14 protein-coding genes are annotated in these 18,495 nt (G+C 74.4%); 8 read left to right on the top strand and 6 right to left on the bottom strand.

Going from position 1 to position 18,495, the window contains the following annotated elements; all coding sequences use genetic code 11:
* The first annotated feature begins 121 nt into the window (after positions 1–121).
* The 7 genes from ABZT74_RS28430 to ddaH all read left to right on the top strand — a co-directional run bounded on the left by ABZT74_RS28430 (position 122) and on the right by ddaH (position 9,871).
* The gene (locus tag ABZT74_RS28430) at positions 122–583 is read left to right on the top strand and encodes a nuclear transport factor 2 family protein (RefSeq protein ID WP_356439297.1); all 462 of its coding nucleotides are present in this window, start codon (positions 122–124) and stop codon (positions 581–583) included.
* 705 nt (positions 584–1,288) lie between these two features.
* Positions 1,289–3,379: a condensation domain-containing protein gene (locus ABZT74_RS28425; protein ID WP_356439294.1), complete on the top strand. Its 2,091-nt coding sequence runs from the start codon at positions 1,289–1,291 to the stop codon at positions 3,377–3,379.
* A 268-nt stretch (positions 3,380–3,647) separates the two neighbouring features.
* On the top strand, positions 3,648–3,995 hold the full coding sequence (locus tag ABZT74_RS28420; protein WP_356439292.1) for a hypothetical protein: 348 nt from the start codon (positions 3,648–3,650) through the stop codon (positions 3,993–3,995).
* 806 nt (positions 3,996–4,801) lie between these two features.
* Positions 4,802–5,551 (top strand): phosphopantetheine-binding protein, encoded by a 750-nt coding sequence (locus tag ABZT74_RS28415; RefSeq protein ID WP_356439289.1) that lies wholly within the window; start codon positions 4,802–4,804, stop codon positions 5,549–5,551.
* 12 nt (positions 5,552–5,563) lie between these two features.
* Entirely contained in the window at positions 5,564–7,768 is a 2,205-nt protein-coding gene (locus tag ABZT74_RS28410; RefSeq protein ID WP_356439287.1) for a beta-ketoacyl synthase N-terminal-like domain-containing protein, read from the top strand.
* Positions 7,768–8,613, top strand: a complete 846-nt coding sequence (locus ABZT74_RS28405) for a 4'-phosphopantetheinyl transferase superfamily protein (protein ID WP_356439284.1) — start codon at positions 7,768–7,770, stop codon at positions 8,611–8,613. The genes ABZT74_RS28410 and ABZT74_RS28405 overlap by 1 nt, the downstream gene beginning before the upstream one ends.
* A 409-nt stretch (positions 8,614–9,022) precedes the next feature.
* The gene (gene ddaH / locus ABZT74_RS28400; protein WP_356439281.1) at positions 9,023–9,871 is read left to right on the top strand and encodes a dimethylargininase; all 849 of its coding nucleotides are present in this window, start codon (positions 9,023–9,025) and stop codon (positions 9,869–9,871) included.
* 105 nt (positions 9,872–9,976) lie between these two features.
* Here the strand turns inward: ddaH and ABZT74_RS28395 are convergent, their stop codons facing one another.
* The 3 genes from ABZT74_RS28395 to ABZT74_RS28385 all read right to left on the bottom strand — a co-directional run bounded on the left by ABZT74_RS28395 (position 9,977) and on the right by ABZT74_RS28385 (position 13,962).
* On the bottom strand, positions 9,977–10,798 hold the full coding sequence (locus ABZT74_RS28395; RefSeq protein WP_356439278.1) for a hypothetical protein: 822 nt from the start codon (positions 10,796–10,798) through the stop codon (positions 9,977–9,979).
* A gap of 107 nt (positions 10,799–10,905) precedes the next feature.
* Positions 10,906–11,823 (bottom strand): acetylglutamate kinase, encoded by a 918-nt coding sequence (gene argB / locus ABZT74_RS28390; protein ID WP_356439275.1) that lies wholly within the window; start codon positions 11,821–11,823, stop codon positions 10,906–10,908.
* A gap of 786 nt (positions 11,824–12,609) precedes the next feature.
* Positions 12,610–13,962, bottom strand: a complete 1,353-nt coding sequence (locus tag ABZT74_RS28385; protein WP_356439272.1) for a lysine N(6)-hydroxylase/L-ornithine N(5)-oxygenase family protein — start codon at positions 13,960–13,962, stop codon at positions 12,610–12,612.
* 335 nt (positions 13,963–14,297) lie between these two features.
* On the opposite strand from ABZT74_RS28385, the gene ABZT74_RS28380 reads away from it, so the two are divergent.
* Positions 14,298–14,942, top strand: a complete 645-nt coding sequence (locus ABZT74_RS28380) for an FMN-binding negative transcriptional regulator (protein ID WP_356439269.1) — start codon at positions 14,298–14,300, stop codon at positions 14,940–14,942.
* Between the two features lie 72 nt (positions 14,943–15,014).
* Here ABZT74_RS28380 and ABZT74_RS28375 read toward each other — a convergent pair whose 3' ends face one another.
* The 3 genes from ABZT74_RS28375 to ABZT74_RS28365 form a co-directional block, all read right to left on the bottom strand.
* Positions 15,015–15,854 carry an LmbU family transcriptional regulator gene (locus tag ABZT74_RS28375; RefSeq protein ID WP_356439266.1) on the bottom strand — a complete coding sequence of 280 codons (840 nt, stop codon included), beginning with the start codon at positions 15,852–15,854 and terminating at the stop codon, positions 15,015–15,017.
* A 260-nt stretch (positions 15,855–16,114) separates the two neighbouring features.
* The gene (locus ABZT74_RS28370; RefSeq protein WP_356439263.1) at positions 16,115–17,296 is read right to left on the bottom strand and encodes a serine hydrolase domain-containing protein; all 1,182 of its coding nucleotides are present in this window, start codon (positions 17,294–17,296) and stop codon (positions 16,115–16,117) included.
* Positions 17,297–17,451: 155 nt separating this feature from the next.
* Positions 17,452–18,198 carry an alpha/beta fold hydrolase gene (locus ABZT74_RS28365; RefSeq protein WP_356439260.1) on the bottom strand — a complete coding sequence of 249 codons (747 nt, stop codon included), beginning with the start codon at positions 18,196–18,198 and terminating at the stop codon, positions 17,452–17,454.
* Positions 18,199–18,495: the final 297 nt, after the last annotated feature.

The following is an 18,495-nucleotide window of genomic DNA, read 5'->3' as shown; positions in this document are numbered from 1 at the left end:
GCGCTCGCCACCACCCCCTGTGCACTCCACCGTCGGCGCCCGCACTCGAGGAGTATTCGAAGGATGCTCGAGCCGCGCCTCAAAGACTGTCCAGGACCCGGACACGAGGAGGCCGAGGACCATGACCGTCGAACTGATGGCGGGCGCCGAACACGCCGCGCACGTAGGGGAGTTCGCCGCCCTGTACGCGCAGGCTCAGCACTTCTACGACCGCCAGATGCAGTTCCTGGACACCGGCGGCGGCGAACACTGGGCGGCCGCCTTCACCGAGGACGCCGTCGTCGAACTGCCCCTGCTGCCCGCCCCGTTACGCGCCCGCGCCGGACTCACCCACTACGCCCGGGCCGCCGCGGCACGCCGGCAGCGGGCCGGCAGCCGCCTGCACCACTGGGTCGGCATGCTCGACGTGCGGCCCCAGCCCGACGCCACCCTGCACACCCGCTGCTCCGCCCTCGCCCACGCCACACCCCCCGGCGCGACCTCCAAGGTCCTGTACGTGTGCGTCATGGAGGACGTCCTGGTCCGCGCCCACGGCACCTGGCGCACCTCCCACCGCCGCATCACCCGCGACGACCTCGCCTGACCCCACCCGGCGCCCCACCCCGCCCCGGGCCCCACCCCACGCCCATCCCGGCCCGCACCTGGCCCGGCGGCCCCGCGCACGGCCCGGCGGGCAGCAAGACCGATCCCCGCCGCGCCTCGGCCAACTGCCCCGCGGCGACAGCCACCCCACACCCCGCCCCGCCCGCGACCAGGCACACGGCCCCGCAGGCAGCAAGACGCCCCCGGCCACACCCTGCCCGGCACCCCGGCACCCTCCATCCGTCCCGCACCCCACGTCGCAGCCCCCATGCCCCAACACCCGGGCCGGGCCCACGCCCTCACGCCACAGCCCCACACCCCAACACCCGGGCCCAGCCCCCACCGCCCCCAGCCCCCGCACCCCAACGCCCGCGCCCGGTAATGGTGTTGTGGCCCGCCCGGCAGGGCGGACGGCGCCCGCTCCGTCCCCGCTCCGTCCCCGCGCTGCTCCGCGCAGCTCCAGCCCGCGCAGCTCCACCCCGCGCCGCTCCACCTCGCCCCGTAGGTGTCCGTCCCGTACCCGTCCGCCCCCTCTCCCCGCACCCCGGCCGGCTTCCCCCGTCAGGCGGGTGTGCGGTGTGCGGGCCGGATCGAGCGGGATGTCAGGGGGGTGTCAGGGGTTTGTCGCGGGGCTGCCGCATGCTTGGCCAGCGCCTCGTGAGGAGAGGGGGAGGGGGCTTCATCGGCGCGTGCCTCCGGACCGCCGATGACCACGAACCGTTTCGCACGTCTGCCGCAGCGCGAGCCGATCACCGTCGTCGTCGACCTGGGCTCGGGCGCCGCGCCGGTCCTGGAACTGTGCGGCCCGCTGCCCACCACCCGCATCGAGGCCGCCCTCGACAGCATCGCCGCACGCCACCCCGGCGCCCGCGCCTGGAAGACCGACCTGCACCGCCCCGGACCCGGCCGGCACACCGTGCGGTTCTCCGCCACGGACGGCCCCGAGCCGGCCGACTTCCCCCTCGGGGCGCTGGCCGACCTCCTCACCCGCGCCGGCCGCGGCGCCTTCACCGCCCGCCACCAGAACGCGACGCTGCTGCAGCGCGAACTCCTGGCCGCCGCCGACGCCCACCCCGGCCCCGGCCGCCAGGTCGAACAGGCCTCCTTCGACTGGCACGGCCCGCTGGACGTGCCGCGTTTCACCGCCGCCTGGCACTCCGTGTTCGCCCGCGAATCAGTGCTGCGCACCGCCTTCGACGACCAGAGCGAACCCGGCCTCGTCGTCCACGACCGGCCCGACCCGCAGGTCGTCCACCTGCCGCACGACAGCGCCGAGTGGCACACCCTCGTCGCATCCGACCGGCGCCGCGGCATCGACCCCCGCCGCCCCGCCCCGCTGCGCGTCACCCTGCTGGGCGGCGAGAGCACCGACCCCGCCGACACCGCCCGCACCGGCCCCGCCCGCGTCCTGCTCACCTACCACCACGCCCTGCTCGACAGCTGGTCGGTGCGCCTGCTGGTCCGCGAGTTCTACCGCGCCTACCTCGCCGGCGGCGAACTGCCCGGCGGCCAACGCCGCCCCGACATGAGCGACTACACCGCCTGGCTCGCCACCCAGGACACCACCGCCGCCCAGGACTTCTTCACCCACACCGCCGACGGCACCGGCGCCCACGACGCCGACGCCGTCCGCGTGCCGCCGCTGTTCACCGACACCGCCCACCGCACCGAAGGCCGCTCCCGGCTGCGCCTGACCCAGGAGGAGACCGCCCGCCTCGCCGACTGGGCCGCCACCTGGGGCGGCGGCGAGTCCACCGCCCTGCAGGCCGTGTGGTCGCTGCTCCTGTACCGCGCCGGCCGCGCCGAGGGCCCCTGCCACGTCCGCTTCGCCACCACCACCGCCGGCCGCGGCATCCTCTTCGAGGGAGTCGAACGCACCCCCGGCGCCCTGGCCGGCCCACTGCCGCAGTCCGTCCTCGTCGACCCGGACGCCACCGTGCCCCAGCTGATGGCCCACCTGCGCGACCACTGCCTGGACCAGGCCGCCTACGAATGGGTGACCGCCGGCCAGATCCACGCCTGGACACGCCGCCCCGCCCCGCCCGCCGACACCCTGCTCACCTTCGAGACCCTGCCGCACGCCCTGAGCGAACTGGACGCCGAACTCGCCGCCCACGGCATCGAGGTGGAGCCGCCCCAGACCCTCGGCGCCCACACCGCCTACCCCCTGACCCTGACCGCCCACCACGACCGCGGCGAATGCCTGGTCCTGACCGCCTCCTACGACCAGGCCCGCTTCGGCGAGATCACCGAACTCCTCGCCCACGCCGCCCTGCTGCTGCGCGAACTGCCCCGCGGCGCCGGCCCGGGCACCACCCTCGGCGACGTCCTGGCCCTCCTCACCCACCTGGGCACCGACCCCGCCCCCGGCCCGGTCCCCGCCACAGAACGCGAGAGCACCCCCCGCCCCGCCGTGCTGCGCCCGCCCGCCCACCCCCGCGCCGCCACCCTCGCCCTGCTCCAGGCACCCGGCCGGACCCGGTCCTTCTACGACCGGATCGCCCGCGCCTACCCCGGCCCCGAGAGCCTCCTCCTGCTCACCCCCCTGCCCGCCGGCGGCGCCCACGCCCAAACCGCGGCCCGCGCCGCCTACGACGCACTCGCCCCCCACCTGCGGCCCGGCACCGGACAGCCGGTCCTGGCCGCCTTCAGCGGGGACGGCGTCGCCGCCTGCACCCTCGCCCGCCTCGCCGCCGCCGACGGCCACCAGCCCCGCGCCGTCGTCCTGGACACCACCGCCACCGAGCCCGACGACCTCGCCCACCGCCTCGCCGCAGCCGCCCGCCCCCACCCCTGACCACGCCCCCGCCACACATCGGGCGGCACCCCGGCCCGCGCCCCACACCACCGCACCCCGCCAAGCCACTTCACCGCACACCCTCGAACCGCGCTGCACCACCGAACACCGCCCAGCACCACCGCACTTCACCGCACACCGCACACCCTCGAACCGCGCTGCACCACCGAACACCGCCCAGCACCGACGCACTTCACCGCACACCGCACACCGCACGGCACCGGGCAGACAGCCCGGCCGAGAGCAGCCGGACGCCGAGGAGGCAGCCATGCCGGACCCCACCCCCACCCCCACCCCCACCGCCGCCCCGGCCCCGGCCCCGCACCCCGGCACCCGCACCCGCACCCGCACCCGCAGGGACGAGATCGCCTCCCGCGCCTGGGCAGAAGCACTGGCGATCGCCTGCGCGGACCCCGACCACGCCCGCCGCCCCCGCGGTGAGCTGATGGCCGCCGCACTGCAGGCGCACCGCACACTGACCCGGGGACCGGGCCCGAGCGTGCCGCTCACCGCACTGGGCCCGCACGGCGACCCGCGCGCTCTGGCCGCCTTCGTCGCCGTCTACGCCGCCCAGCAGCCCCCGCGCGCGACCCGCACCCCGGGCAACGCGACCTGACCCCACCCCCGGCAGGCAGCCCGGCCCCGAACTCCCCTCCCGCACACGGCAGTCACCCGCACACGGCGGTCACCCGCACACGATGCCCCGGCCCGCGCGAGTCCGCGCGGGGAGCCGACCGCCCGGGCGAGCCGAGTGCCGCCCCTCCCGGCGAGAAGGCCAGCCACCGCACCCCACTGCACCCCACCGTGCCCACCGCACTCCCGCGCCCGCCCCCTCATCCGCAGACCCGCGGACGGGGACGGGCGCATCCGTGTGTGCGGGGACTGGACGGCGTCCGTACGGGGCCGCCGTCGGCATGACGCCGGGTCAGGCAGGCCCGGCCCGGACCCCCTTCACCCCGCCACCCTCCGCCCAGGTCTCCAACCGGACTTCCTTGCGGCTTCCTTCCGGGCTTCTCCCACCCCAATGCAGACCGCTGTGCCTGTTTCTCACTCCTCCTGTAAGTCTCGATCCGTCACCGGAAGGGTTACGCGCCAGCAGGCGACCCACGCCGAGACGTAAACGGGACGTGCGGTCTGCTGGTTTTTCGGCGCCGGCTGCCCCAATTGATGCCTATTTAGGGCTACTTGGGGACGGACTCTCAGGGGTGGATCTCTCGAGGTGGGCTTGAGGTGGTCCCTGGAAGTCTTCCAAAACAGCGGGTATGGTTTGGTCTTGAGGAAGCCCGACCGCACTGCCGGTTCGCACAGTTCATCCGGAGCGAGTGTGGCCGGCCGGACACGGCCGGGCGGGCGTCCACGGAGGGGACGTACCGCTGCTGTTCCCGCCATCGGCCTGCAGGACGGAACCCTTGGAGTCAACTCATGCACGATGAAAGCCCGTTCTCCCGCCCGGCTGCCTCCGATGCCGCGCACGAGCAGCTCCTCGGCTCACTCGTCGTGGTCCTCGCCGACGTCCTGCGGATCACGCCGGAGCGGATCGACCCGGAGGAGACCTTCCGGCTGCTGGGCCTCGGCTCGCTGCTGTCCGTCCAGTTCGTCGCCGCGCTCAACGGCCACTACGGCACCGACGTGCGGGCCGACGTCCTGCTCGACCACCCCACGCCCGCCGCCCTGGCCCGTCACCTGGCACGCGCCGTGCTCCCGAACACCGCGGCCGCCGCGGGCGGACGTCCGGCGCCCGCCCGCCCCCTGGCCTCCACCGCACTGCCGGTGGAGGCGCACGACGACGGTGTCGGGACGGTACTGGAGACGCTGCGCGAGGAACTCGCCCGCATCCTGTGCTGCGACCCCTGGGACATCCACACCGAGGCCCCCTTCACCCTGCTCGGCGTCGACTCCGTCATCGCCTCGGAGTTCGTGGCCGCCGTCAACCGGATCTACGGGATGCAGGAGCCCGTCGGCACCCTCTACGACCACCCCGACCTCGTCAGCCTCGCGGTGCACATCGTCGCGGCCGATCCGCCGCACCAGGTCCCCGAGATCCTGCCCGCCCTGCTGGGCGTGACGGTTCCGGGAGCCGCCCCGCTGGGCGTCGGCGCCCTGCTGGACGCGGTGCGCGCCGGATGGCTGTCCATCGACGACGCGCTGGGCCAGCTCTCGCACCGGGACTGAAGAAGCGAACCCATGGACGCCACCGCGGACCTCATGAACGAACGCGAAGTCCTCACCCGCTTCAAGGCGGGACGTCTGGAACGGACCCAGGCCGTGCGCCTCCTCACGGCCCTGATGTCCGCCGGCACCCGGCAACACCCCGGCCCCCAGCAGCCGTTGCCCGCCCACAGTGCACGGCACGGCGCCGCGCCCCGCACCGGCATCGGCGTCACGGAGTCCACTCCGCCGCGTCCCGCGCGCGGCGCGGTACCGGCGGGGGAGGGGACGCCGGGGCAGGCGCGGTCGGCGACGCCTGCCCCGGTGAGCAGGACGGCCCCGCCCACACCGGCCGCGCCCGCCGCCCGCACCACACCCGCGCCCGCACTCGCACCCGAGACGTGGTCCGCCCCGCCGGCCCAGGAGACCTCCGCCCCGCCGGCGCAGCCGCAGGGCGACACCGGCATACCCGCAGCGGGCGCCGAGGGGAGCGAAGCGGACCTGGACCACTACGCGGTGGTGGGGATCGCCGGACGCTATCCCGGCGCCGCGGACCTGCACCTGCACTGGCGCAACCTGCGCGAGGGACGGGACACCTCCTCGCCTGGGCCGCTCGACCGGCCCGGCGGATCCCCCCTCGAACCCGGCCTGCGCGGCCACTTCCTGCAAGGAGCCGCCGACTTCGACGCGGACTTCTTCCAACTGGACGCCGCCGAAGCCGCCCTGATGGACCCTCAGGCACGCCTGTTCCAGGAGATCGTCTGGGAGGCACTGGAGGACGCCGGCTGCACCGGCTCCCGCCTGGACGCTCTGACCGGACCCGACGGCAGCCCCCGCGCCGTGGGGCTGTTCGCCGGCGTGAGCTCCGCCGACTACACCCTGCTGGCCGCCCAGGACTGGACCCGGGGCCGGCCGATGCCCGCCGCCGGCCACGGCGACCTCGCCGCCCACCTCGCCGCCCGCCTTCGCCTCAACGGCCCCGCCCACGCCGTCGACAGCGCCGCCACCTCCGCACTCGCCGCCGTGCACCTGGCCGTCGGCGCCCTGCGGCGCGGAGAATGCGCGGCCGCCGTCGCCGGCGGCGTCGAACTCCTGCTGCACCCCTCACGCGCCCGCGACACGGCCGGCGAGGGCGTCGGCGCCCTCGTCCTCAAACCCCTCGCCCGGGCCCTCGCCGACGGCGACCACATCCACGCCGTGCTGCGCCACACCGCCTACGCCGCCGGCCCCGCACATCCCGCCCCCGGCGCACCGTCCGGCCCGCCCGCCCCCGGCCCCGCCGTCCGCGAGACCCACGCGAGCACCACGCGGCGCATCGGCGACGCCGGAGCGGCCACCGGGATCGCGGCCCTGACCTCCGCCGTCCTGCAGCTGCGCACCGCCACCCTCGCACCCACCGCGCCCCGCTGCGCCCCCAAGGCCTGGCCCCGCCCCCGCACCCCGCACGGACAGGAACTGCCGCGCACCGCCCTCGTCGACCTCGCCCCCGCCCACGGCCCCCATGTCACGGTCCTCCTGGAGGAGTTCCCGCCCCCGCCCGCCGGCCCCGCCACCACCCCCGATCCGGCACCGGCACGGGAACAGGGGCCGGACTCCGCCCAGGAGCAGGCGCCGACGGCAGGGGAGGAACTGGTGCTGCTGTCCGCACCCACCCCCGCCCACCTGGCCGCCCTGGCCGCCCGCCTCGCCGACTGGATCGCCCCCGCCACCACGCAACCCGCCCCCGCGCGTACCTCTGCACCGGCCCCGGCACCGGTCTCCGCCCCGGCGCCGGCCGCCGGCCCGCTGCCCTCGCTCGCCGCGCTGGCCCGGACCCTGCGCACCGGCCGTGCCGCGCTGCCCTGCCGACTGGCCCTGACCGTCGATGACCTGCCCCACCTCCACGCGGCACTCACCCGGTTCACGGCCGACCCGCAGGCCGCACAGGACGAGGGGGTGTGCAGCGCCGACCTGCGCTCGACCCCGCACGACCCCTACGCTCTGGCCGCCGCGCCCGAGACCGCCGGCTACCTCGCCGCGCTGTGGCAGGCAGGCCGCCTGGAGCAGCTGAGGCGGCTGTGGCTGTCCGGTCTGCCCGTCGACTGGGCCACCCTGGAAAGGCGCGCCGGCGCCGGCGCCATGGTGGTGCCCCTGCCCCCGTCGCCCTTCCTGCGCCGCCCGCTGTGGCTGGACGACACCCGCCCCACCGCCGCCCCGGCCGACGAGGCCGGCCGGGCCGGCATGGCGGGGGAGCCGAGCTGATGCTGCCCACCGCCCTGCGCCGCGGCCACCCGGCCGGACCCGGTGAACCCGACCGGGCCCCGCCGGTCAAACTCTGGTTCTGCACCAACGAGGAACTCGCCGCCGAGTTCGCCCAGATCCTGGCGGGCGCCTGGCTGGACGCACCCGAACGCGAACTCGCCGAACGCTTCCTGTTCGAACGCGACCGCCACCAGTACCTCATCGCGCACGTCCTGGTGCGCCGCGTGCTGGCCCTGGAGACGGGCGTGCCCGAGTCGGAGGCCGTGATCTGGCGCTCGCCACGCGGCCGCCCCTTCTTCCGCAAGCCCCCCGAGGGCCTGCTGCGCGGCGGCCGCAAACTCGACTTCAACCTCTCCCACACCCACGGACACAACCTGCTCGGCATGGTGCGCCGCCACCGCATCGGCGTGGACGTCGAACGCCTGGACCGCGGCGACCGCGGCCTGAACACCGTCGTGGAGACCTTCGCCCCCACGGAACAGCAGTGGGTGGCCAAGGCGCCCCCCGGCCGCCCCCAGGACCGCCGCGTGCTGCGCCTGTGGACGCTCAAGGAGGCCTACTCCAAGGCCCGCGGCCTGGGCCTTGGCCTGCCCTTCGACTCGTTCGCCTTCGAACTGGCCGAGGACAACGGCGTTCTGGGCTTCACACCCCCGGGCGACGACAGCCAAGGCGCCCCGCGCTGGCGGTTCCTGGAACTGGAACCGGCCCCCGACGTGCTGGCCGCCGTCGCGGTGATCGTCGACCCCGGATCGCCCGCCGTGCTCCAGCTCCACCACGGCTTCCCCTGGAGCCGCAGCGTGCCCCAGCTGATCGCCCTGCCCGACCCCGCACCGATCCTGCCCTGACACCCCGGCCCGCCCCACCGTCCCGTAAGGCGGGGGAGGGCCAGGGAAAGGGCCGGGAGTCGGGTGCCGTGGGGGAACGCTTGAACACCGATCGAGCGACCCGCCCCCACCGGCCGCACCCGGCTAGCCTGAAAAAGGGACGTCAACAACCCCAACAACCGCTGAAAACCGGGGACTTGACGATGTTCGTCGGCCGGCCATGTGCGGCGGCTCCCCGGCCGGATGGGCGGGGCGCCGGCCACCCCGCCCCGCCACCCCGCCACCCCCGCCCGGCCGCCCCGCCACCCCCGGGATCCGGGCCCCGCACCCGTCGCACACCCAGCGCCCCTCACCGGGCCCGGCCGGCGCCGCACACCCCGCGACGCCGGGCACGCACCCTTCTCCCACGAAGAGCACAGGAGGACCCGCCATGGTGTCGACCGGCACCGCAGTCCACGAACGGACCCCGCGCACCCCGCGCACCGCGACACCGCACCGCCTGCTCATGTGCCGCCCGCAGTACTTCGACGTGACCTACAGCATCAACCCGTGGATGAACCCCGACAAGCCGACCGACACCGCCACCGCCCTGCTCCAGTGGGAGCAACTGCGCCGCCTGTACCTGTCGTTGGGGCACACCGTCGAGGTCGTCGAACCCGTCGAGGGCCTCCCGGACATGGTGTTCGCCGCCAACGGCGCCACCGTGGTGGACGGCAAGGTCCTCGGCGCCCGCTTCCGCCACCGCGAGCGCACCGCGGAAGGACCCGCCTACCTCGACTGGTTCGCCCGCAACGGCTACCGCGAACTGCTGTGGCCCGAGCACATCAACGAGGGCGAGGGCGACTACCTGCGCGTGGGACGCCGGATACTGGCCGGCACCGGCTTTCGCACCGACGCCCGCTCCCACGCCGAGGCGCAGGAGTTCTTCGGCCTGCCCGTGACAAGCCTGACCCTGCTCGACCCGGCCTTCTACCACCTGGACACCGCGCTCGCGGTGCTCTCCCCGGACGAAGTGATGTACTACCCGGCGGCCTTCAGCCCCGGCAGCCGGGCCGTGCTCAGGGAGATGTTCCCCGACGCCGTCCTCGCCGACGCCCAGGACGCCGCCGTGTTCGGCCTCAACGCCTTCAGCGACGGCCTCAACGTCCTGCTGCCCCAGGCCGCCACCGGCCTCATCGGCCGGCTCAAGGAACGCGGCTTCAACCCCATCGGCGTCAGCCTGGGCGAGCTCCTCAAAGCCGGCGGCAGCGTCAAGTGCTGCACCCTCGCCCTCTCCTGAACCCCGCACCGGCACGGCACGGCATGGCATGGCACGGCATGGGGCCACCGCGCTCTGCACCCTCCCCGAAAAAAAGGGGGCGGGGCGCGGTGGCGTCCGCAGAGTTCAGGACAGGCCGGTCAACGCGGAGAACACGTCGTCGAGTTCGTGCGAGTGCACCGTCAGCGACTCGGCCGTGAGCGCCGCCGCGTCCAGCACCTCGAGTACCGCCCGCAGCGTCTCGGTGCCCGCCTCGCCGGGGATCTGCAGGGTCAGCGTCGCAGGATCACTGACAGCGCCCCCGCCCGGCCCCGCGCCGAAGGCGGCCCCCGCACGATCGAGCGCCACCGCGTCCGCGAACCGCAGCCGCACCACCCCCGCCGGCGCCCCGCCCCCGGGCCCGGCGCGCCCGCTCACCCGGCCCGCCCCGCGCTCCAGGCGTGCCGGCACGAGACGCAACCCTGCGGGAGAAGAAGAAGAAGCAGCCGCACCGGACACCTGGGCAAGCGGCCCACCCCCACTGCCGTACGCCCCACTGCCGTACGCACCGCTGTCGTGCGCGTCCTCGTCGTCGTACCCGCCCTCACCGTCGACCTCGTACACCCCGACGTCGTACCCGTACACGTCCTCGTCGTCGTACACGTCGTAGGGGTCGGCTTCGGTCAGGGCGCTCAGCAGGATCCCGCGGGCCTCGGGGGACAGGGAGAGGGCCAGGCGGCGAGCCAGTTCGCGGGCCTGGCCGCCGGCGCTCTCGGCGGCGACGGCCAGTTCGGCGGCCCGACCCGGCGTGAGATCCGCGGCAGACCCCAGGGCCGGCCCCAGGCCCTGGCCGTCCTGGTCGTCCTGGCCGTGCGGGCCGGCCGGGTGCAGTGCGGGTCCGGGGGAGGGGAGGGCGTGCAGGGTGGTGCCGGCCGGGTCGGGAGCCCAGGGGGTGTCGGTCACGGTCACGGCCCTCGCCTTCGCTCGCGTGGTGGCGTCCGCGCTGCCGGCGGGCCCGCTCGCCCGGACACCGCGCCCGCACCGCTGCTGTCGGTGCTGCTCACGTGGTTGGTGGTTCACGGCCGGGGCTCCGTCTCGTCCGGGTCCGCGACGATGAGCGTGCCCGCCTGGTGGCCGGCGAACATCTGCAGGAGCACCGCGTGCGGGACCCGCCCGTCGATCACCCGGGCCGCGCCCACCCCGCCGCGCACCGCGTGCAGGCAGCCGGCCATCTTGGGCACCATGCCCTCGCTCAGTTCGGGCAGGAGCTTCTCCAGCTCGCCGGCCGTCAGCTGCTCGATCACCTCGTCGCTGTTGGGCCAGCCCGCGTACAGGCCCGCGACGTCCGTCAGCATGACGAGCGCGTGCGCCCGCAGAGCCCGCGCCAGGGCGGCGGCGACGGTGTCGGCGTTGACGTTGTGGACCAGGCCGTCCTCGGCGCTGCGGGCCAGCGGTGAGACGACCGGGATCCGGCCGTCCGCCAGCAGGCCCTCGATGACACCGGTGTCGACCTGCGTGATGTCGCCGACCCGGCCGATGTCCACCGGCTCCCCGTCGATCCACGGCACGTGCCGCACCGAGGTGAGGGTGTCGCCGTCCTCGCCGGTCATACCGACGGCCAGCGGACCGAACCGGTTGATCAGACCGACCAGTTCGCGCTGCACCTGCCCGGCCAGCACCATCCGCACCACCTCCATCGCGGGCGGTGAGGTGACCCGCAGCCCGGCCCTGAACTCGCGCTGCAGGCCGCGCCGCGCGAGCTCGGCGTCGATCTGGGGGCCTCCGCCGTGCACCACCACGGGCCGCAGCCCCGCGTAGCGCAGGAAGACCACATCGCGGGCGAAGGCCGCGGTGAGGCCGGCGTCGACCATGGCGTGGCCGCCGAGTTTGATGACGACCGTGCGGCCCTGGTGGCGGGCCAGCCACGGCAGGGCCTCCGAGACCGCCGTGGCCTTCGCCTGGGCGGGATGCACGCTGACGGTGCTGACGGTCATCAAAACTCCTCCGTGGATACCCCGGCCTTCAGACCGGGGAGGAAACGGACTCCTGCGGAGCGGGGCGCGGGCAGTAACTCCCCGTCAGGCGGATCGCCGTGCCGCGACCAGGACCCCGCAGGCCGGTGGACATGCGCTTGAAGACGGCACGAAAAGGCTTGGCCGCACGGCGCCCTCTTGGGAAGGTGAACACCTGCCGGCCCCGCACGCCGAACGCGCCGCCATCATCGCGCCGCACCCGGACCGGCGGAAGCCGATTCCCGTCAACACGCGCACGCTAGCGGCTTCCCGGCTCCTTTCCGCATGCCGGCGCCCCAGGCGGTCACGTCCTGCCGACAGGACAGCCGCCGACGCCCGCCGCGACCCCGGGCGGAGGAATTCCCGGAGAATCCGCGCGCACGGCCAGCGCCCCGACGGTCCCGCGACCGGGCGCGCCGCCCCGTCAGCCGATTCCGCGGCCGGCACCGCTACCGCCGGTCCTCCTACGGCCATTCGCTCACCCCCCTTTTTTTGTGCGGCACGGTGAACCTGAGGGACAGATCCCGCTCGCATTCGCCTCGCGGGCCGCTCGCGCCGTGCCCGCGTTACCGCTCGCATCGCGACCGGGCACGGTTCGTACGCGCACGAGGCCCGCGCACCCCGCGCACCCCGCGCACCCCGCGCACCCGTGCATCCCGCGCACGGCGGGCGGACGCGCCCGAAGGACGCGGCGGGCCCCTCTCGCGGTCCCCGGTGCCGCACACGGCACCGGGGGATGCGGGCACCCGCCCGCGCAGCGGTGCCCGTTCAGAGGGCCGAGGAGTGGGCCTGCACCGGGCAGCCGCGCTCCAACTCCCGCTCGGTGCGCCCCAGCACGATCGAGTCGGCGATCTCACCGCTGCGCACGGCGATGTTCGACAGCAGCGCCGACGACAGGCCATGACTGTGCTCGGTACCGCCCTGCAGATAGACCCCGCAGGTCAGATCCGAGGCGGGCACCAGACGGTAGTCGCGCTCCACCCGGTGGCGGCCCGCCGCGTCCCGCTCGAAGTGCCGGTCGAAGTCGCCGAGCAGCCGGGCCGGGTCCAGGCCGTCGTAGCCGGTGGCGAACACCAGCGCGTCGACGGCCAGTTCCTCCGTCGAGTCGTCCAGCAGCGACCGCAGCAGCACCCGCGTCTCGCTGCCGGCCCGCTTGACCTCCGCGACCCGCGTCAGGTTGCGGAAGTGCAGCCGCCGGCTGCCGCGCACCTGCTCGTCGTACAGCCGCTGGTAGAGGGACTGGATGACATCCGCGTCGACCACCGAGTAGTTGGTGTTGCGGTGGTAGCGCCAGAACGCGTCCTGGGCCCGCTCGTTGCCGAAGTAGTACTCGTCGACCGCGCCGGGGTCGAAGACCTGGTTGGCGAAGGGGGTGTCGTCGGCGACGGAGTAGCCGTAGGAGGGGATGACCGCCGAGACCTGCGCGCCCGGCAGCGCGTCGTGCAGGAACCGGGTGATCTCGGCCGCGCTCTGCCCGGCGCCGACCACCGCCACGCTCTTCAGGGCGGCCGGGTCCTGTTCGTTGAAGCGGCCCAGGAACTGCGAGCTGTGCCACACCCGTTCATCCGCGACCACCCCCTCCGGAAGGCGCGGCACCAGGCCCGTGGAGATGGCTACGTTGCGGGCGGTGACCCGGCTGAGCGTGCCGTCGGGCGCCCGGACCTCGACCTCGATGAGGTCACGATTGAGCACCCCGCCCTCGGTGCCGGGACGGATCGCGGTGACCTCCGCGCCGTAGGTGACCCGGTCGCTCAGACCCGCCGCCGCCCACTCCAGGTACTGGTGGAACTCCTGGCGGGTCGGGAAGAAGTCCTGGTTGTTCACGAACTGCACCAGCCGGTTCGCGGCGTGCAGATACGAGATGAAGCTGAACCGGGACATCGGATTCCTGAAGGTCGCCAGGTCCTTGAGGAACGAGATCTGCATGGTCGTCGACGGCAGCAGCATGTTCCGGTGCCAGCCGAACGAAGGCTGCCGCTCGAAGAAATGGGACGTGACCGGATGCTCCGGAGCGCTCGCCCCGTGCTCCTCCAAGGCGATCGCGAGCGACAGGTTGGACGGGCCGAACCCGATACCGACCACGTCGTAGATCTCCTGGCTGCGCCTGCCCGTTATGCCCATAGAAAACTCTCCCGCTTGCGTCTGGAAAACTCGGCCGGTGGCCCGAGAGACCGTTCTGCAGTGTTGCTGTGGAGAGCCTCTCAAAGGCAACTTGAAGATGGCATGAAGACCGTTCGAGAGATACTCGAAGTACGCGGCACCCGGAAAGCGTTGTCCTGCCGGCGGGACGACGATATGGTCGGCGCAAATTTTCAGAACTCCGCGCGGCGCCGCCGACGGCGAGATGCCCGGAGCAATGCGATCAGCGCGCAATTCGGATCGGCCGTGCCCTGAGCCGGAGCTATTCCCCGATCCGCCGTCGAGCCCGAATCCGCCTTTCGAAAGGGTGAATCCGCATGTTCGTGCCCAGCTCCTACCGCGAACCGGACAGTTCGTGGATGGTGGACCTGATCCGCGCCAATCCACTGGCACTCGCGGCCGCCAACGGCCGCCCCGAGGACGGCCCGTTCGCCACCCACCTGCCGGTCATCTTCGACCCCGACACCTCGGGCGAGTGGACCGGCGACCTGCCCGGCGCCACCCTCCTCGGACACATGAACCGGGCGAACCCGCACTGGGCGGCCCTGGAGTCGGGCAGCGTCCTGTTGCTGACCTTCACCGGCCCGCACTCCTACGTCTCACCCACCGTCTACGAGGTGACCCCGGCCGCCCCGACCTGGAACTTCACCGCCGTCCACGTACGGGGCGTGGTGGAGAAGATCGACTCGGTGCAGGAGACCCTGGGCGTCGTGGAGTCCACCGTGCGCGCCTTCGAGGGACGGTTCGGCAACGGCTGGGACATGACCGCCTCCCTCGGCTACTTCCGCAAGATCGCACCCGCCGTGGGAGCCTTCCGCTTCACCGTGACGGGCGCCGAGGGCATGTTCAAGCTCAGCCAGGAACAGCCCGGCGAAGTCCGCGAGCGGGTCCGCGAATCGTTCGGGCAGAGCGCCTGCACCTACAAACGCGAGACGGCCGGCCTGATGAGCCGGCTGCCCTGAGCGGCGGGACAACCCGAGCAACGCGGGACACCCCGAGCAACGCGGGGGAGCGGGGCCGCGGCGCCGGCAGGGTCAGGCGCTGACGGCCACCGCCCGAACCGTCCGCCCGCCACCGGCCGCGCCACCGCGGCCCTCACCCCTGCCCGCACCCCCGGCGCCCGCACCCCCGGCGGGAGGGCAGGCGGCCGGTGCCGGTACGGCGCCGGCGTCCCGCAGCGCGGGCACCTCCCGCTGTTCCCCGCCCGCATCGGGGTCCTGCAGAGCGGTGGCGGCCGCACTGTCCAGCGTCGCCGTCACCCACTGCTCGAAGTCGACACCCAGCTGCTCCGCCGCCCGGTGCCACCACTGCAGGCGGCTGCCGGGCAGATCCAGACGCTGATCGGCCTCCACGAGGGCCGGCGGCTGCTGCTCGCTGCGGCGCGCGGCACGCAGCGCACCGCGCAGCTGCTTGGTCGTCCACTGCTGGCGTTCGGCCCGCTCCAGCCACCGGTCCTGCTCCTCGGCCGGCAACGAGGCCAGCTCGGCATGGTGCTGGAAACTCAAGCCGGCCCGGCGCCGGGCGAGCGGAAAACGCCGCGACACCCACGCGTAGTTGCGCAGCGTCTGGTACGAGAGACCCACCGCGCGTATCCCGCGCTGGTAGCGGTCGGTGTAGTGGTCCTTGCCGTAGACCAGCCAGTCGCCCAGCCACCACGACGAGGAGTCCAGGACATCGGCGAGCTGACGCCCCGCCCGCTCCCACTCGTCGTACGCCATCAGCTCCGGCATCTGCAGACCCACCCGGGTCGTCAGCACCTGGCCCCGGCGGGCCCGCGCCCCCACCGCGCGCGAGGGCTGCGGCGCGCCCTGCGCGAGAGCGGTGGCCGGGCCGCCGTGCGACCCCGCGGTTCGAGCGGCCTGACGCTCCATCATGCCTCCAGCAAAAGAAAGGGGGGGTGTGGCGGGGTGTGGCACATGACCGGCGAAGACTCTTCCAGCGCGGGCTGGAGAGGAACCGGAGCCGAACTCGAACTACCGCACGAAGAACACCTCTGCGGCGCCGCCCCGCCCGCCGGGGCAGAAGGGGCCAGGGCAGAAGGGGCCGGGGCAGTGGGGGAGTCGTCCCGCCGGCACGGTCCGCCGCCGATACGGCGTGCGCCGCCGGGACGACCCACCACCACCGCCGTCCCGCGTCAGTGCGCGGCGGACGGCGCCGGGCAGAACTCGGCGTCCAGGACGGGCAGGACCGTTTCCGCACCCCAGTTGCTGTTGTAGTTGAACGTCAGCTGGTGGCTGCCGTCCTCGGTCAGGGCGGACAGGGACAGCCAGCCCACCGCTCCGCCGTCGTGGTACCAGAGGGTGATGCCGCAGCCCAGCGTGAGCCGCTCGATGCCCAGCCCGTAGGACGAGCCGGGGAAGTCGGGGTTGTCGACGGCTGTCTTGAGCTCCTTCACCTGCTGCGCCGGCAGCAGCTTTCCGCGCAGCAGGGCCCCGAAGAAGCGGTTCAGGTCCCCGGCGCTGGAGATGATGTCGCCGTTGCCCCAGCTCTGCGACCCGTTGACCGCGGTCACGTCGTCGATCCGCTCCGGCTGGTCGGCGAACAGCCGGGAGTAGCCGCGGCTGCTGGGCCGGGGCAGGCCGGTGCGCTCGCCGGGATTCGACGTCGCCGTGAGTCCGAGCGGCTCGATGATCCGCCGGCGCACCTCGTCCTCGTAGGACCGGCCTGAGACCTTCTCCACCACGAGGGCGGCCAGCACGTCGTTGGTGTTGGAGAACCAGTGCCGCACGCCGGGCGGGAACGCCGGCGGGTGCGCGAGGGCCACCTTGACCCGCGACAGGGGCGTCAGTGTGTCGTAGCGGTGGCGCAGATAGCCCTCGCCCGCCAGGTACGTCTGCCCGTACGCCGGGTCCGACACGTAGTCGAAGAGGCCGCTGGTGTGGTTGAGGAGCCGGCGCACGGTGATCGCACGGCCGTCGTTGCCGTTGCCGCTGACCAGGCCCGGCAGATAGCGGTCCACGCTGTCGTCCAGGCGCAGCTTCTTCTCCGCCTCCATCTGGAGCAGCACCGTGGCGACGAAGGTGTCGGTGATGTTCCCGACGCGGAACCGGTCGTCGGTGCCGCGCGCCGCACCCGTGGCCCGGTCGCCGACGCCCGCAGCCGTCTTCCACACGCCGCCGGCGTCGCGCGCCTGGGCGGTGACGCCGGGAACACCGGCCGCGACGGCCGCCTCGACCGCCCGCCGCGTCGCCTGGTGGGCCGCCGCCACAGCGGAAGTGTCCGGTGCCGCCTGGACGGGAGCGGTGAACGCGCCCGCCGTCAGCGCGAGCGCCGCCACACCGACCGCACCGGCCCGGGATCTCTTGCCTGTCCTCATGTTCTGGCTCCTGACGTTCGTCTGTCGGTACGTGGCCGGTGTACGGGGTCCCTGCGAGGTGCGGGGCCGAGCCGTGCACGCGCCGCCCGGAACCGCGCGGCGCTCTGGTGCGAAGGGGCCGCCCGCACAACGAGGGCGCGGTGCGGCCCGGGGGTTCAGCGGGTGCGGGCGGTGGCCGCCGCGTCGAGCGCGGCGGTCGCGTCCCGCTGGATCTGCCGCAGCAGCGCCGAGGGATCGTCGGCGAAGTAGAAGTGACCGCCTTCCAGGACCCGCAGGCCCAGGAAGGGTGCGAAGTGCCGGGCCCAGCCGGTCATCGAGGCGGGCGGGGCGGAGTGGTCCGCGCCGCCCGCGTAGGCGGACAGCGCCACCGGCAGTACGGCGGCGTCCGGATCGGGCCGCCAGGTCTCCACCAGACGCAGGTCGGCCCGGATGACCGGCTCGAACAGGGCCCACAGGTCGGGGTCCTCCAAGACGTCGCCGGGGGTGCCGCCGAGGAGCCTCAGCCGCTCCCGCAGCGCGGCGTCGGGCAGCTGGTGGTAGCGCGTCCCCTGCCCGGCCGGCTGCGGCGCGGTCCGCGCCGAGAGCCCCGCCCACACCGGAAGCGGCAGGCCCCGCGCGAGGATCCGCCGGGTGATCTCGTAGGCCAGCAGGGCGCCCATGCTGTGCCCGAACAGGGCGTAGGGGCAGTCCAGTTCCTCCTCGATACCCTCCAGCAGATGGTCCGCGAGACGGCCGGCGTCGCTGATCCGCTCCCGGTCGAGCAGCAGCCCGTGGCCCGGGGCGTCCAGCAGCCGGACATCCCACGACGAGGGCAGAGCGGCCGGCCAGGTGCGGTAGAGCAGGTGCGAGCCGCCCGCGTGGTGCAGGACGAACAGGCGCAGGGCAGGTCGGGTGCTGTTCATCGCTCTCCCTCGGATCGGGCCGCGTCCCGGGGACCATAGAACGGCGCCCGCCCGTCGCGTTCCGGCCACCGGGCGCCCTGTGCCGCGGCTGTGGCGGCTTTCGAGCGGCCCTCAGGCGAGGCGCCGCGCCCCCCGCCCCGGACCGCCTCCCTCCACTGCGCGCCGGGCCCCGGCCCGCCCCACGGACCGGCCGCCCCGCCGGCCCTGACCGCCGCCGTGCACCCCGGCCGCCCGCGCCGTCCCCACAAGCCGCGCGCCTGCTTCCTTCCCGCCGCCCGCGCCCCCGCCCGAGCGGCC

Origin of the sequence: Streptomyces sp. NPDC005302, from assembly GCF_040607345.1 — a bacterium.
In the GTDB taxonomy this organism is placed as follows: domain Bacteria; phylum Actinomycetota; class Actinomycetes; order Streptomycetales; family Streptomycetaceae; genus Streptomyces.
The sequence above is the reverse complement of the archived record's forward strand: the minus strand, read 5'-3'. Positions and strand labels throughout refer to the sequence as shown.

Excerpts from the sequence above, each read along its gene's own strand:
- ABZT74_RS28430 (WP_356439297.1), top strand. The coding sequence starts at position 122 with ATGACCGTCGAACTGATGGCGGGCGCCGAACACGCCGCGCACGTAGGG.
- ABZT74_RS28425 (WP_356439294.1), top strand. The coding sequence starts at position 1,289 with ATGACCACGAACCGTTTCGCACGTCTGCCGCAGCGCGAGCCGATCACC.
- ABZT74_RS28420 (WP_356439292.1), top strand. The coding sequence starts at position 3,648 with ATGCCGGACCCCACCCCCACCCCCACCCCCACCGCCGCCCCGGCCCCG.
- ABZT74_RS28415 (WP_356439289.1), top strand. The coding sequence starts at position 4,802 with ATGCACGATGAAAGCCCGTTCTCCCGCCCGGCTGCCTCCGATGCCGCG.
- ABZT74_RS28410 (WP_356439287.1), top strand. The coding sequence starts at position 5,564 with ATGGACGCCACCGCGGACCTCATGAACGAACGCGAAGTCCTCACCCGC.
- ABZT74_RS28405 (WP_356439284.1), top strand. The coding sequence starts at position 7,768 with ATGCTGCCCACCGCCCTGCGCCGCGGCCACCCGGCCGGACCCGGTGAA.
- ddaH (WP_356439281.1), top strand. The coding sequence starts at position 9,023 with ATGGTGTCGACCGGCACCGCAGTCCACGAACGGACCCCGCGCACCCCG.
- argB (WP_356439275.1), bottom strand. The coding sequence starts at position 11,823 with ATGACCGTCAGCACCGTCAGCGTGCATCCCGCCCAGGCGAAGGCCACG.
- ABZT74_RS28385 (WP_356439272.1), bottom strand. The coding sequence starts at position 13,962 with ATGGGCATAACGGGCAGGCGCAGCCAGGAGATCTACGACGTGGTCGGT.
- ABZT74_RS28380 (WP_356439269.1), top strand. The coding sequence starts at position 14,298 with ATGTTCGTGCCCAGCTCCTACCGCGAACCGGACAGTTCGTGGATGGTG.
- ABZT74_RS28375 (WP_356439266.1), bottom strand. The coding sequence starts at position 15,854 with ATGATGGAGCGTCAGGCCGCTCGAACCGCGGGGTCGCACGGCGGCCCG.
- ABZT74_RS28370 (WP_356439263.1), bottom strand. The coding sequence starts at position 17,296 with ATGAGGACAGGCAAGAGATCCCGGGCCGGTGCGGTCGGTGTGGCGGCG.
- ABZT74_RS28365 (WP_356439260.1), bottom strand. The coding sequence starts at position 18,198 with ATGAACAGCACCCGACCTGCCCTGCGCCTGTTCGTCCTGCACCACGCG.